Genomic DNA, 14010 nt, shown 5'->3' with positions numbered 1-14010 from the left:
GCCAAGCCGGCGATAATGGCAGCCCGAGCGAGCTGCGGTTCGGCTACATACTGCGAACAGGAGCAAACTGGCGCTCGCCCATTCGCAAGTTCCGCCTCGTTGTGGACAAGGGCGACCCGCGCAACATCGTCAGCTTCTGCGGGACGGGCGTACGGAGAATCAGTCCAACACAGTTCGAGGTGCGACACGCCAATTGGCGGCCGACCGAGGACCTTCGCGTGCTCGTGGTGCGTCCGTTTGACGTTAGGTAATGCTCCCGATCCAACGAGAGCATTCAAGCTCCCGTTCACCCAAGCTCCGCCACCGAGGGAACGATGAAGAAGGCTCTCTTCTGCGTCGCGGCGATCACCGGCCTCGCCTCACCGGCTGACGTGACCGGGGGCTGGGTTGCCGCACCGCCGTGTCGCGCCATCCAGGCACCGGTTCAACCGTCCCTATTGGTGAACATTGGAGCGCCGTCGCTTAGCGGCTGGGGCGCTTTTCTCTGCCAGGAACGCCCGCGAATGTCCGCTTTCGACCCAAGGAAGACATTCGCCCCCGAAGTCTGCCATCCTCAGCGGCGTTGCGCTAGCGGCTAAGGCGCCCATGCGTCGCAAGACCAGAAACACCGCCGTTCGCACGACGCCGGGCCCTTTGCTTCCTCACAAATCGGGGGCGCAAGAGAATATTGAGCCCTTTGACGTTCACGCTTACGATGATCGGCGGGGGCTCGGTACCACAGGCGGATGGGGGCAGGAGTGGCTCAGACACTTACCGAAACATGGCTGCGCCGTTTGGATATCCATCTCCTGATGGTGACGACGGTTATCCTCGCGGCCATTGTCTTCATCGCGGCCAGCATGTTGGGCAGACCCGGAATAGAAACGGTCGACACCTCCACCGGCCGCCGGTTTCCGTGCACGGTGGTCAAGGTGATGGACGGAGACGGCCCGGTAATCTGTGAGGAACAAGATCAATCGGGCCGGCAGGTTCAGGTGCGGCTGCGCGGCATAGAAGCGCGCGACGGGGACGGGAATTGCCGTATCGCGCAAGGCTGTCCGGAGATGAACTGGCAGGAAGCGAGGGCGGTGCTCACTCGCGTTGCAGGCGCCCGCATGAACTGTTTGTCGCGCGACGGCTACCGCGACCGCGTCGACGCCTTCTGCACCAACCTCACAGGCGTCGACGTCAATTGCGAACTGGTGAAGATGGGAGCAGCCGTGCGCTGGCCTGAATTCGACGCCGAAGGGCGGCTGCTGCGCTGCATTCCCGGCCGTCGCAGTTGAACAGCGCCGATCTCCTCGAACGAGTGCGGGTCAAGCTGTGGAGCACAGCTGTCGGTCCCGCCATCGTCATCTGGTTCTTCGGCTACGTGCTGGTCGACATCGTCGCGTTTCTGGTCAACCGGTCCGCGCCAGGAATGAGCCTGGTGGCGTCGATACCAATGCTGGTGCTGGGCGTCTGTCAGACCGAAGCGATCGATATGCTAAGGGCGCGCATGGAGCGGTTCCGTTGGACTGTTCGCGCGTCTCTGCTGCTGCTTGCGACCTTGAGCGCAACCGCAGTTCAAGCGCTGTTCGATCTTTACTGGACGCGCTACGTGGCGCTCGCGTTCTTTCCGACCTGGCAGACGTGGGCACTCCAAATCACTCCGCAGCGAATCTCAACCGCCGGCGTGCTCAACCTGTGGACCTTCTGTCTGGCCCTGACCTTGCTGTGGGCCGCGCGGGCCAGCCGGTCGGCCGAAGTCAATGCGGCGCGCGCGGCCGAGGCCGAAGCGGCGGCGGCTAGGGCGCAGTCGGCGGCTCTGCGGCTTCAGCTCAACCCGCACTTCCTTTTCAACACGATGAATTCGATCTCTAGTCTCGTCGCGCTCGATCGCAAAAGCGAGGCGGAGGAGATGATGGGGCGCTTGTGCGACTTTCTTCGCGGCTCGCTGAACGCAGACCCGATGGCAGACGTCCCGCTGTGCCAGGAGATTGACGCGATCGACGCCTATCTCAGCATCGAGGCGACGCGCTTTGGGGAGCGGCTCGAGATCGACATCGACGTCGCGCCTGACACGGTCGACGCCGCTGTGCCCAGCTTTATCCTCCAGCCCTTTGTGGAGAATGCGATCAAGCACGGAGTGTCGCTAGTGAAGGGTCCTGCCCATGTCACCGTGGCGGCCGTGCGCGAGGATCGCGAGTTGGTGCTGACGGTGACCAACAGCGCCAGCTTCGGCGACCCGGCGGTCCCGGGTCACTTGCCGTCACGCCACAGCACCGGCATCGGGATCAACAACACCCGGGAACGCCTGCGAAATCGCTATGGCGTCCGGGGTAAGCTGGTCGCTGGGCCCACGAATGACGGCTACCGAGCCGCAATCCGCTTTCCTTTTACGACGTGCCGGTAGGATGGGTCGGATTGCGGGAGGTCGACCACGGGTCAGACCCGGTGTTCTGTTTCCCGTGCTAGAAAGCGGCTGGAGTGACCTGGATCAACATTTCCTGGGCTAACAAGAGTTTGTCGTGGTCGCGAATGCGATCGTGTTGGTGAGGCAGCGGTGCGCAGCGGGTCGGTTCCGTTCACAACCACCCTGTCGTCGTTTCTTCAGGTTTTTTCCTGGGGTCCGCTCCTGCTCATTTTCTTTTCAAAGAGAAAATTGATCGACGGCATCTGCCTCGGCTCGCTGATCGGCACAGGTTTCGGAAAACATAGGTTTCTAAGGTCAGGAATGGACGGTGATGGACAGGTAATGGCGGAGAGGGAGGGATTCGAACCCTCGGTACGGTTGCCCGCACAACGGTTTTCGAGACCGCCGCATTCGACCACTCTGCCACCTCTCCGCACGAGATCGGTCCGAAGCCCCGCGAGCAGCGGGGCGGGTCGATGAGGCGGGCGCTCTAAACCACCGGCGGAGCATCGCGCAAGTGCATCGGGAGCGCCCTTCCTTGCTCCCCGCGCGTTTGGCCCTAAATTGGAGAGCGATATGCCACGCCATGACATGCCGTTCGCGGCCGACCCCGTTTCCGCCCCGCCGATCGCGCACGCGCACTTCTCGATCGGCGATGTGGTTCGACACCGCTTGTTCGAATTCCGCGGTGTGATCTTCGATGTCGACCCCGTCTTCGCCAATTCCGAGGAATGGTACCAGGCGATCCCGGAGGAAATCCGGCCTCGTAAGGACCAGCCCTTCTATCACCTGCTCGCAGAGAACTCGGAAAGCAGCTACGTTGCTTATGTCAGCCAGCAGAATCTGCTTGCGGACGATGAAGGCGGGCCGATCGATCACCCGGCGATCTCCGGCATCTTTACCGATTTCACCGGGGGCCGTTATCAGCTGAGGCGCGAGCATCGCCATTGACCGGCGGCAATGTTGACACTCTTCCCGCCCCCATGTAGCAGCCCGGTTTCCCGCGCGGGGTTGGCCGTGGCCGTGAACGCGTGGACAGCATAAAGGTATAGGTTAAGCCATGTTCGCAGTCGTGCGCACGGGCGGCAAGCAGTATCGCGTTGCCCCCGGAGACAAGATCGTCGTTGAAAAGCTCGCCGGCGAGGCGGGCGAGACCGTGTCGCTGGGCGACGTGCTGCTTGCGGGCAGCGGTTCGGACCTGCAGTCGACCGATGGGCTGACCGTTTCTGCCGAGATCATCGCCCAGGCCAAGGCCGAGAAGGTGATCGTGTTCAAGAAGCGGCGCCGGCACAATTACCGCCGCAAGAACGGTCATCGTCAGCAGCACACGATCCTGCGCATTACCGCGATCGGCGATCACAAGATCGAGCGTGCCCCGGCTGCTGCCGAGGCACAGCCCGCGCCCGAGCAGCAGGTTACGCCTGAGCAGCAGGCTGCGGCGACCCCGGTCGACACCGCTCCCGAAGCCAAGGCTCCCAAGAGGCGTGCCGCCAAGGCTCCCGCGGCGCCGGCCGACACCGAAGCGCATATCGCCGAGCCGCTGAAGGTAGACGGTGCAGAGAGCCCGATGACAGACAGCCCGGTTTCGTCTAAGAACGATTCCGAATAAGTAATCGAAGACACGAAGGCAGTTCGAGATGGCACATAAGAAAGCAGGCGGTTCATCGCGCAACGGTCGTGACTCGGCCGGCCGTCGCCTGGGAGTGAAGAAGTTCGGCGGCGAGAGCGTCGTGGGCGGCAACATCATCGTGCGTCAGCGCGGCACGAAATATTATCCGGGCGCCGGCGTTGGCATGGGCAAGGATCATACCCTGTTCGCGCTGACCGACGGCCGCGTCGCGTTCCGAGATGGCAAGCTCGGCCGCAAGTTCGTGTGCGTGGACATGCCTACCACAGAAGCGGCGGAATAGCGGACGATCAGGGTCGTCCGCAAAGGGACGGCCCCTCGGGATCTCAGCAGAGAACCATCAAGAGGGAGAGGGGGCCGCCCCCTCTCCCTTTTTCATTTCTCCCTCGAAACTGTCGCCGGCCCGTAAACAGGAACGGCATGGCGACGCAGAGCCAAGGGGAAGTGCGGTGTTCGCGAGGACCGAGAGACTGCTGCTGAGGCCGGGCTGGGCGGAGGACGCCCCTGCCCTGTTCGACGGGATCGCCGACGAGCGTGTCATCCGCAATCTCGCCAGCGCGCCGTGGCCCTACCGCCTCGAGGACGCGGTGGCGTTTCTCGCGACCGAGCGAAAGCCGGATCACGGAAATTTCCTGATTTTCCGGAGAATGCCGGGCGAGACCCGGCTGGTCGGCTCGATCGGTTTCGGGCGGACGCCGGATGGCAACCGCGAGTTCGGCTACTGGATTGCGCGGCCTTTCTGGGGTCGCGGCTATGCAACCGAAGCGGGACGCGCGGTGATCAAGCTGGCCAGGGACAGCCTCCGCCTACCGCGCCTCCACGCCGGGCACTTCCTCGACAATCCAGCCTCCGGACGGGTGCTGGAGAAGCTTGGCTTTCGACCCACTGGCGTGATCGCACCCCGCTTCAGCGTCGGCCGGGGTGAGCCGGCCCTCAGTCGCCTGTTCGAGCTCGACTTCGGCCTGCAGGAGGAGGCGGCAAGCCACCTCGCTTTCGAGAACGCATCGGAGATGGTGGCGGCCTGATTCATGCCCCTCTCCCTTTAGGGGAGAGGGTTGCGCAGCCTTAGCGAGCCTCTTTCGCGAGCTTAGGCGGAGCTGGGTGAGGGTGACAGCGGCTGAGGTTCGCCGCAAACCTCCGAACCCTCACCCTCCCACTCGCTTCGCGAGCGGGCCCCTCCCTCTCCCGAAATGGGAGAGGGGCTAAGCCAGTGCGAGCTTCCGCTCCGCACTCGCAATCAACGCGCGGTCGTCGTGGTTCCAGGGGTGGAAGCGCGGCATGAAGAAGCTCGCCCAGGCGGCGAACACCTTGCGCATCATCCCCGGCCGGCCGAACGCGAACCAGAACAGCTTCGCCCAGACCTTGGGGCCGGTAAGGCCGTCCTGGCGAAGCAGCTCGAGCGCACCGATCGTGCGGTCGACCAGGAAATTGCGGGTGACGAGCAGCATCACCTTGGCCTTGACCTGCCAACGCTTGCGCCGCGGCCAGTCCCGCGTTGCATGCAGCCAGGTGTCGTAGGCGACGCCCTTATGCTCGATCTCCTCGATCGCGTGCCAGCGCCACAAAGCGGCCGATTCCGCATCCGCCTGCGCAAGATGCCGTGGATCGCGGAGCAGCTCGTGCGCGAGGATGGCGGTGAAGTGCTCCAGCGCCATGGTCGCGGCGAGGCTCGCGATCGGCGGCTTGGACCGGACGAAATCCAAGCGCCAGTCGACGCGGTGCTCGAGCGGAGACAGGTCGTAGCCCGCCTCATGCGCGCGCTTGTTGAAGGCGACGTGCTCACGGCTGTGCATCACCTCTTGCGTCACGAAGGCTTTGATCTCGCCCGCCAGCTTAGGATCGGCGCCGTCGCGGAACTTGCGCACGCTCTCGACGAAGAAGGCCTCGCCCTTCGGGAAGGTCGCCGAAAGCGCGTTGTAAAGTGCGGTTGCCACAGGATCCCCGCCCATCCACCAGCGCTCGGTGCGGTCGCCCCGGCCGAAGCGGCGGTCGCGGGGCGTGATGGTGAGGTCGGAGGGTGTCGTTTCGCGCGCCATGCTGTATCTCCCGGTCCTCCCCGACTGGAACATACTGACATCGATGTCAATAGTACGTGCCCGCCTAAGCCCTGAACAAAGCCGGTCGCAGGCGCTGGAAGCCGCTCGCCGCTTATTGATCGAGGCGGGCCCGCAGGCCGTGACTTTGAAGGCCGTGAGCGCGGAAATCGGCAAGACGCACGCCAACCTCCTTCATCATTTCGGCTCGGCGGCGGGGCTGCAGGCCGAGCTCGCCCGGCATATCGGCGACCGGGTGACGGCTGGTATCGCCGAAGCGGTGGAGCGGGCGCGCAAGGGCGAGACGGACCCGCGCGAGATCGTCCATCGCACCTTCGACGCGTTCGATCAGGAAGGGGCGGGTGCACTTGCAGCCTGGATGATCATTTCCGGCAATCGCGACGCGCTGAACCCGATCCTGGAGTCGATTCATGACCTCGTCGACCAGCTTGGCGAGGGGCACGAGGATCGCCCGGTGCACGAGACCACCCTGTGGCTCGTCCTCGCCGCATTGGGCGACTCGCTGCTTGGGGGCCCAATGGCGACCGCGCTCGGTTTGCCGCGCGAGAAGGCGCGCGAGCTTGCCCGCGAGCAGCTGATCCGTGCCGCCGGGGTAGCGAAGCCGGACTGAGCCTCCTAAGTCCAGCCCATGCATTTCCTCGACCAAGCGAAGATTTACCTGAAGTCCGGCGGAGGCGGCCCGGGCGCCGTCAGCTTTCGGCGCGAGAAGTTCATCGAATATGGCGGGCCCGACGGCGGCAATGGCGGCAAGGGTGGTGACATCGTCTTCGTCGCCGAGCCGGGCCTGAACACCCTCATTGACTTTCGCTACACGCAACACTTCAAGGCGCCGCGCGGAAAGGGCGGCGCGGGGCAGAACCAGACAGGCGCCGGCGGCGACGATCTGGTCATCAAGGTCCCGGTCGGCACCCAGATCCTGTCCGAGGACAAGGAGCACGTCCTCGCCGACTTCACCGAGCCCGGGCAGCGCCAGATATTCCTGCGCGGCGGCGACGGCGGCCGGGGCAACGCCAGCTACAAGACTTCGACCAATCGCGCGCCGCGCCAGCACGGCACCGGCTGGCCTGCGGAAGAGATGTGGGTGTGGCTCCGGCTCAAGCTGCTCGCCGATGCGGGGCTGGTCGGGTTGCCCAATGCAGGCAAGTCGACCTTTCTCAACCAGGTCACCAACGCGCAGGCAAAGGTCGGCGCGTATCCGTTCACGACCTTGCACCCGCAACTCGGGGTCGTCCGGCATCGCCAGCGCGAGTTCGTGTTGGCCGATATTCCCGGCCTGATCGAGGGCGCGGCCGAGGGCGCCGGCATCGGCGACCGTTTCCTCGGCCATGTCGAGCGCACCCGGGTGCTGCTTCACCTGGTCGACGCCAATGGTGAGGATGTCGCCAACGATTACCTGACAGTGCGCGGCGAGCTCGACGCCTATGGAGCCGACCTGTCCGAGAAGGCGGAGGTGGTCGCCCTCAACAAGATCGACACGCTGGACGAGGAGCTTGTGGACGCGCTCGCCGCTGAGCTGGAGGAGGCGTGCGGGCACCCTCCCCTGCGCCTCTCCGGCGCGACCGGACAGGGCTCGACCGAGGTGCTGGACGCGATTCTAGAGAAGCTTGGGCCGGCAAAGGCCGTGCAAGCGGAAGAGGCGCCCGAATGGTCGCCGTTGTGAAACGCTGATGGCCGTGCTCGCGATCACGGGCGGAACCGGGTTCGTTGGGGAGCATCTGCTCCGCGCGGCGCTGATCGCCGGGCATCAGGTGCGGGCGCTGACCCGGACACCGCGGGCGAACGAGGCCGGGATCAGCTGGGTCGAGGGCGCGCTCGACCGACCGGACAGCCTGGCCCGGCTTGTCGAAGGCGCCGACGCAGTCATCCATATCGCGGGCTTGATCAGCGGCAGCCGCCAGGCATTCGAGGCGGTCAACGCACGGGGCACGGCCACTCTGCTCGATGCCGCGCGCAACGCGGAGGTGCCTCGCTTCATCCACATCTCGTCCCTCGCGGCGCGGGAGCCCGACCTGTCCGACTATGGCTGGTCCAAGGCCGAGGCGGAGCGGATCGTCGCCGACTCCGGTCTCGACTGGACCATCATCCGCCCGCCGGCCGTGTTCGGCCCCGGCGACCGCGAGACGCTGGAGCTGTTCCGGATGGCCAAGCGCGGCTTCGTCGCACTGCCGCCGAAGGGCCGCTTCTCCGTCATTCACGTGGAGGATCTGTGCGGCCTCATGCTGGCCGTGATCGACGCGCCCGAGACCGTCGGTGCCACCTACGAGCCCGATGACGGGCGCGAAGACGGCTGGGGAAACCGGCACTTCGCGCGGACCTTAGGGCGCCTTTACGGCAAGCGCGCCACGACGGTTGCGCTGCCGAAGCTGGTGCTGAAGGGCGCGGCCGGGATCGACCGGCTGGTTCGCCGCGACCGCGCCAAGCTGACGGCGGACCGGGTTAGCTATTTCTGCCATCCCGACTGGGTGGTCCGGCCGGAGCGGCGCCCCCCGCCCGATGTGTGGGCCCCGCAGGTTCGAACTCCCACGGCGCTCAAGGCGACCGCGGAATGGTACCGCTTGCAAGGCTGGCTTTGATCCCCCGTTAGGCGATCACGCTCCTGATCAGATAAGCAACGACCGCGAGCGCTGCGACGCTCGCGGCCCACAGCCCGACAAACCAGGCGAGCCTGCGCCAGAGCGGGCCGGGCGCTTCAATGTTCATGATAACCTTCATCACCGACCTTCCCGCGGAACACGTAATAGGACCAGGCGGTGTAGGCGAGGATGAGCGGGATCAGCACCGCCGATCCGACCAGCATGAAGAGCTGGCTGTCATAGGGCGCGGCCGCCTGCCAGATCGACACCCGCCCGGGGATCACATCCGGCCAGATCGAGACGCCCAACCCAAGCAGCGACAAGCCGAACAGACCCAGTACCCACAGGAATGGCGCATGATCTCGCCCCTGCCGCAGCGCGCGCCACGCGCCCCAGGCCGTCACCAGCACCAGCAGCGGCATCGGCACTGCGACGTACAAACCAGGAGTTTCGAACCAGCGCTCGTAATATTTTCCTTCGAGGAACGGCGTCGCGAGGCTGACCGCGCCAAATGCGACGAGCAGGGCGGGCAGCAGGTACAAGGCGTAGCGCCGTGCCTGATCGTGAAGCGGTCCTTCCGTCTTCCACACCAGCCAGCAGGCGCCGAGCAGCGCGTAGCCGACCACGATGCTTGCGCCGACCAGCAGGCTGAACGGCGTCAGCCAATCCCACCAGCCGCCGCCATAAGCACGCCCTTCGATCGTGATGCCTTGCAGGAGCGCTCCAAGCGTGATGCCTTGCGCCAAGGTCGCGACCAGCGAGCCGAGAAAGAAGCCGGCGTCCCACCACCGCCGATGACCGGGATCGCGCCAACGAAACTCGAACGCGACTCCCCGAAAGATCAGGCCGAGCAGCATCGCGATCAGCGGCGCATACAGCGCCGGCAGGATGATCGCATAAGCGATCGGGAAAGCGGCAAAGAGCCCGTTGCCGCCGAGGATCAGCCAGGTCTCGTTCCCGTCCCAAATCGGCGCCACGCTGTTCATCGCCATGTCGCGCTCCTTGCCGACGGCAAAGCGCGGGAACAGGATGCCGATGCCAAGATCGAACCCGTCCATCACGACGTACATGGCGACGATGAAGGCGAGGATCAGCGCCCAGACGATCGTCAGGTCCATCACTGCGCCTCCTCGGTCAGGTCCGGCCGCTCATCCGCGCCACCGGGCGGGCGGCGCATCGAGGTTGAAGGCGTGATACCCGCGGTGCGGATCGGCGCCTGGGCCGGGCTCGTCTCGCCATGGTGCGGCGCATGGTGCATCAGCCGCAGGATGTAGAGCGTGCCGATGCCGAACACGATGAAGTAAACGATGACGAAGACCGCAAGCGACGTCGCGACCGCCGGCGCGGCGATCGGCGCGCGGGCCTCCGCCGTGCGCATCAGACCGTAGATCACCCAGGGCTGGCGGCCGACTTCGGTGGTGATCCAGCCGGCGATGACCGCGACGAACCCGGCCGGGCCCATCGCAAGCGCGAAGCGGTGCAGCCAGGTCCAGTCAAACAGCCGCTTGCGGAACCGTGCAAGCAGGCTCCAGAGGCCCAGCCCGAGCATCAGGAAGCCCAGGCCAACCATCACCCGGAACGACCAGAAAATGATCTCCGCGGGCGGCCGCTCGGCCTTGGGGATGCTTTTCAGGCCCTGCATCGGCGCATCGAGCTCGTGCTTCAGGATCAGCGACGAGAGTTTCGGGATCTCCAGCGCATATTTCAGCCGCTCTTCGTCATCGTCGGGGATTCCGAATAAAGCGAGCGGCGCGCCATCCGGGTGGTTCTCGTAATGGCCTTCCATCGCCATCACCTTGGCGGGCTGGTGCTCCAGCGTGTTGAGGCCATGGAAGTCGCCGACTACGATCTGGATCGGCGCGACGATCGCAGCCATCCACATCGCCATTGAGAACATGGTGCGCACGCCCTCGTTCTTCTGCCCGCGCAGGAGGTGCCAGGCCCCCACCCCGCCAACCACCAGCGCGGTGGTCAGATACGCGGCGATAACGGTGTGAACGAGCCGGTACGGGAAGCTGGGATTGAAGATGATTTCGATCCACGGCGCGGCCGGCACGAACTGCCCCTGCGCGTTCAGCGCCCAGCCGACCGGCGTGTGCATCCAGCTGTTGACGCTCAGGATCCAGAAGGCGGAGATGGCGGTGCCGACCGCGACCATGCAGGTGGCCAGGAAGTGGAGCTTCTTGCCGACGCGATCGAGCCCGAACAGCATGACACCTAGAAAGCCTGCTTCCAGGAAGAAGGCGGTCAGCACTTCATAGGCCATGAGCGGGCCGATGATCGGTCCCGCGCGGTCGGAGAAGACCGACCAGTTGGTGCCGAACTGGTAGGTCATCACCAATCCCGAGACGACGCCCATGGCAAAGGCGATGGCGAAAATCTTCAGCCAGTATTTGAAGAGGTTGAGGAACACCTCGCGGCCGGTTTTCAGCCAGAGCGCTTCCAGCACGGCGAGATAACTCGCCAGCCCGATCGAGAAAGCCGGGAAAATGAAGTGAAAGCTGATCGTGAACGCGAACTGGATTCGCGCCAGCAGCAGTGCGGTGTCGCCGTCCGTCATGATTCTTGCCGGGCTCCCCGATGGCAAGATTGATGTAGGAACTCAGGCGCTTACTCGGGCCTCAACTCCGGATACAATTTATGGGTAGCTGCTTGCACAAAATGCAATCATCCCCCCGCGAGCGCGGCGCTGATCTCCGCCCCCTTCTCGGCCTTTAGAGCGGCGCACTGCCGGATCGCTCCGAGCGAGCGGTCGAGGTCGAGCTCGCCGCCTCCGACGCTGGCCAGGCGTGGCCTGAGCGCCGCGTCGACCTCGTCCGCCTTCGCCGCGCTGCAATAGCCCGAGCCGATTCCGAGCAGCGCGTTTCCGAAGCCGGTCGTGAGCTTCTGATGCTCCTCGAAATTGCCGATTACATGGGCGAACGCGGCATCGCGCGTTCCGGCAGTCTGCAACAATCCGAACAGGATCGTCAGCCGCTCCAGGTTCTGCAACCGCGTATCGCGCGAGAGGGCCAGTACGCGCGTCGTCAGGGCCGGATTGGACGTGCCAAGCGCGGCAGCGGCATTGCGGCGGAACAGCGGATCCTGCGATCCTATCAGTTGCTCATGCAGCCGGTTCATGAAGGGCTCGCCGCGGTCTTCCACGGCGACCGCAAAGGCAAGGGCACGAAACGAGGGATCGAGCGCACCCTCATCTCCGGCGAGTGAGGCTTCGGCGGCTGCGATCAGTTGCGCCCGCAAAGCCGGGTCGCGGCCCTCGCCGGCGACATAGCCGAGCAGCGTCTGGCGAAGCTGCCGTCGTTCCGCCCCGTCCTTTGCATAGGCTCCGCGCCTGAGATCCAGGCCGAGGCCGGTAAGTCGCGCCGCGAAGAGATCGCGCATCAGCGCTTGATAGGCCTTGCGGTCAGTCTCGTTCAGCACCGTCTCTTCAAGGCCGGTCAGCTGGCCGGGAATGTAGACGGCAGCAAGGCGCTCGGGATGGCTGCTCAGTGCGCGCGCGGCCGCCAGCACCTGGACGAAGCTGGTCCGGCCAGCGGCGAACGAGGCATAGGCGCTGTCCGCCAGCGCCATCGCTTCGTCGCCGGTGAGCTGCGGCGCGGCGGCGATCAGCCGCTCCCATCCGGCCTGGTCGAGATCGAAGCGATAATAGCCCGCCGCTCCGGCATTCGGCATCACCCAACCGGCTCCGGGGGTACGCACGGTCCCAGAGGCCTCCGTCAGCAAGGTGCATTGCCGGCCAGTCGCGCCTCGGAGGCAGACCGGCACCAGCCAGCGCTGCCCGGCCTGCGCCTCGACTCCGATCGGGCGATAACGCTGTTGAGAGAGCGTCACTCCGCCTCCCGCCGCCGGGCGGACGCTGATCAGCGGCACGCCCTTTTGGGTAACGAAGCTTTGGAAGGCGGCGATGACGCGCGGGTCCTTGGCCTCCGTGCCGATCGACTGGAAGAAGTCCTCGGCCGTGGCGGTGCCGTATGGGAAGCGCTTGAGGTGCCGTTGTACGCCGCGGCGAAACACGTCCGGGCCGAGATAGGCCTCCATCATCTCGAGCACCTGCCCGCCCTTGGCGTAGGTGATGCCGTCGAAAGCGCTGTTGACGTCCTCGTTGCGCGCGATCGGCTGGCGGATCGGTCTGCCGACCGCGCGCGAATCGCCGTTCATCGCACCAAGTGCGCCTTGGAGCTGGTTGCCCGCGATGCCGAGATCGGAACGCCATTGCGATCCGACCTTGTCGCCCATCCAGCTGGCGAAGCTCTCGTTCAGCCAGATATCGTCCCACCAGCGTGGCGTGACGAGATTGCCGAACCATTGGTGGGCGAGCTCATGCGCGACGACGTTGCCGAAGCCGCGCTGCTGGCTCGGCGGCGCATCCTTGTCGAGGAGAAGCAGAGTGTCGTCATAGGTGATGAGCCCGGCATTCTCCATCGCTCCGCCCATGATTGGAGAGGCGATCTGATCGAGCTTCTCGTACGGATAGGCGATGCCGAAATAATCTTCGAGCATGCTCAGGATGCGCGGTGTCTCGGCCAGGGCGTAGCCGAGGCGCGGCGCCTGGCCCTTGGTTGCGATATGGCGCAGCGTCAGCGGGGTCCGGCGAACCGCATTGGCCGGAACGGTCGCCGTAGCTTCGTCGAACGGCCCGACCGCGATCGCGACCAGGTAAGTTGGCAGCGGCTTGGACGGCGCAAACTCGTGGCGCACCATCCCGCCCGCGGCGGGGGTAGAGCGCACCAGCGGCGTGTTGGCATAGGCTTTCTGCCCAGCCGGCGCGGTAATGCTGGTCGTGAACGGCACCTTGTGGCGCGGCTCGTCGAAGGACGGGAACATGCGCCGCGCATCGAGCGGCTCCATCTGGGTCCAGGCATACCAGTCCTCGCCGACCTTCACGTGGTAAAGGCCCTCGGCCCCCGTCCGGAAGGGGGCGTCGTAATCGAAGCTGAGCGTGTAGCGCCCCGGCGTCAGCGGCCGCGCGAACTTGAGCTGTGCGACGCCGGTGGTCAGCGGCTGCGAGTAGGCGGCCGAGATCGGCGCTGCCCGTCCCCTCGCCGCCTGCACCCGCGTCACCTTGAGCTCGTTGCCGTGCAGGAACAGCGTATCGGTCGCGCGCGTGACCTGGATCTCGATCGTCGACTTGCCGGAGAAGCGCTCCTTGGAGGGATCGACCGTCAGATCGATCCGGTAGCTGAGCGGACGAGCATCGTTCGACAGTTCGCCAGGTGGCGCGGTTTGCGCGACCGCGGTGGTGCTCGACAGCGCGAACAAAGCAGCCGCGATATGAACAGAAAGCCGTGCCATGCTCACCCCCGCTTGTTTGGCGCAGGCTACGCCAGATCGCCGGCATTCGCCAGACGGACGGGGTGCGACGGCTCCCGCTGGCGTCCCGCG

Annotated in this window: 14 protein-coding genes, 1 tRNA gene and 1 pseudogene; 10 read left to right on the top strand and 6 right to left on the bottom strand. The window is 65.3% G+C overall.

Annotated features, from left to right (window positions below):
• The 3 genes from VF631_RS06085 to VF631_RS06075 all read left to right on the top strand — a co-directional run.
• On the top strand, positions 1 to 251 hold a 251-nt coding region (locus VF631_RS06085), incomplete at its 5' end, for a DUF4424 family protein (protein WP_431849383.1).
• Positions 252 to 737: 486 nt separating this feature from the next.
• Positions 738 to 1265, top strand: coding sequence for a thermonuclease family protein (locus tag VF631_RS06080; RefSeq protein WP_431849382.1), 528 nt, complete (start codon positions 738 to 740; stop codon positions 1263 to 1265).
• Positions 1262 to 2374 carry a sensor histidine kinase gene (locus VF631_RS06075; RefSeq protein ID WP_431849381.1) on the top strand — a complete coding sequence of 371 codons (1113 nt, stop codon included), beginning with the start codon at positions 1262 to 1264 and terminating at the stop codon, positions 2372 to 2374. Before VF631_RS06080 ends, VF631_RS06075 begins: the two co-directional genes overlap by 4 nt.
• Before the next feature lie 343 nt (positions 2375 to 2717).
• Here the strand turns inward: VF631_RS06075 and VF631_RS06070 are convergent.
• A tRNA-Ser gene (locus VF631_RS06070) sits at positions 2718 to 2807 on the bottom strand.
• A 143-nt stretch (positions 2808 to 2950) separates the two neighbouring features.
• Here VF631_RS06070 and hspQ point away from each other — a divergent pair.
• The 4 genes and pseudogenes from hspQ (at position 2951) to VF631_RS06050 (ending at position 5026) form a co-directional block, all read left to right on the top strand.
• Positions 2951 to 3325 carry a heat shock protein HspQ gene (gene hspQ, locus VF631_RS06065; protein ID WP_431849380.1) on the top strand — a complete coding sequence of 125 codons (375 nt, stop codon included), beginning with the start codon at positions 2951 to 2953 and terminating at the stop codon, positions 3323 to 3325.
• 109 nt (positions 3326 to 3434) lie between these two features.
• Positions 3435 to 3767: pseudogene (gene rplU, locus VF631_RS06060) on the top strand (50S ribosomal protein L21); the annotation flags it as partial.
• Between the two features lie 244 nt (positions 3768 to 4011).
• On the top strand, positions 4012 to 4284 hold the full coding sequence (rpmA, locus tag VF631_RS06055; protein ID WP_431849379.1) for a 50S ribosomal protein L27: 273 nt from the start codon (positions 4012 to 4014) through the stop codon (positions 4282 to 4284).
• A 166-nt stretch (positions 4285 to 4450) separates the two neighbouring features.
• Positions 4451 to 5026: a GNAT family N-acetyltransferase gene (locus VF631_RS06050; protein ID WP_431849378.1), complete on the top strand. Its 576-nt coding sequence runs from the start codon at positions 4451 to 4453 to the stop codon at positions 5024 to 5026.
• Between the two features lie 177 nt (positions 5027 to 5203).
• On the opposite strand, the gene VF631_RS06045 is transcribed toward VF631_RS06050, so the two are convergent.
• Positions 5204 to 6037, bottom strand: a complete 834-nt coding sequence (locus tag VF631_RS06045; protein ID WP_431849377.1) for a metal-dependent hydrolase — start codon at positions 6035 to 6037, stop codon at positions 5204 to 5206.
• Between the two features lie 43 nt (positions 6038 to 6080).
• On the opposite strand from VF631_RS06045, the gene VF631_RS06040 reads away from it, so the two are divergent.
• From VF631_RS06040 to VF631_RS06030, 3 genes are read left to right on the top strand one after another with little or no spacing between them, the layout of a single operon-like run.
• Positions 6081 to 6665 carry a TetR/AcrR family transcriptional regulator gene (locus tag VF631_RS06040; protein ID WP_431849376.1) on the top strand — a complete coding sequence of 195 codons (585 nt, stop codon included), beginning with the start codon at positions 6081 to 6083 and terminating at the stop codon, positions 6663 to 6665.
• 18 nt (positions 6666 to 6683) lie between these two features.
• A complete protein-coding gene (gene obgE / locus VF631_RS06035) occupies positions 6684 to 7715 on the top strand; it encodes a GTPase ObgE (RefSeq protein WP_431849375.1) in 1032 nt (343 codons plus the stop codon).
• A 7-nt stretch (positions 7716 to 7722) separates the two neighbouring features.
• On the top strand, positions 7723 to 8628 hold the full coding sequence (locus VF631_RS06030) for an NAD-dependent epimerase/dehydratase family protein (protein ID WP_431849374.1): 906 nt from the start codon (positions 7723 to 7725) through the stop codon (positions 8626 to 8628).
• 7 nt (positions 8629 to 8635) lie between these two features.
• Here VF631_RS06030 and VF631_RS06025 read toward each other — a convergent pair whose 3' ends face one another.
• The 4 genes from VF631_RS06025 to VF631_RS06010 form a co-directional block, all read right to left on the bottom strand.
• A complete protein-coding gene (locus tag VF631_RS06025) occupies positions 8636 to 8755 on the bottom strand; it encodes a DUF2474 family protein (RefSeq protein ID WP_431849373.1) in 120 nt (39 codons plus the stop codon).
• The gene (cydB, locus tag VF631_RS06020) at positions 8745 to 9746 is read right to left on the bottom strand and encodes a cytochrome d ubiquinol oxidase subunit II (protein ID WP_431849372.1); all 1002 of its coding nucleotides are present in this window, start codon (positions 9744 to 9746) and stop codon (positions 8745 to 8747) included. Before cydB ends, VF631_RS06025 begins: the two co-directional genes overlap by 11 nt.
• Positions 9746 to 11188 (bottom strand): cytochrome ubiquinol oxidase subunit I, encoded by a 1443-nt coding sequence (locus VF631_RS06015; protein ID WP_431849371.1) that lies wholly within the window; start codon positions 11186 to 11188, stop codon positions 9746 to 9748. The genes cydB and VF631_RS06015 overlap by 1 nt, the downstream gene beginning before the upstream one ends.
• Positions 11189 to 11295: 107 nt before the next feature.
• Positions 11296 to 13920: a M1 family metallopeptidase gene (locus VF631_RS06010; RefSeq protein ID WP_431849370.1), complete on the bottom strand. Its 2625-nt coding sequence runs from the start codon at positions 13918 to 13920 to the stop codon at positions 11296 to 11298.
• Positions 13921 to 14010: the final 90 nt, after the last annotated feature.

Source organism: Allosphingosinicella sp., from assembly GCF_036387615.1.
GTDB lineage: Bacteria > Pseudomonadota > Alphaproteobacteria > Sphingomonadales > Sphingomonadaceae > Allosphingosinicella.
Note: the sequence above shows the minus strand (reverse complement) of the source record. Positions and strands in the feature narration are given on the sequence as shown.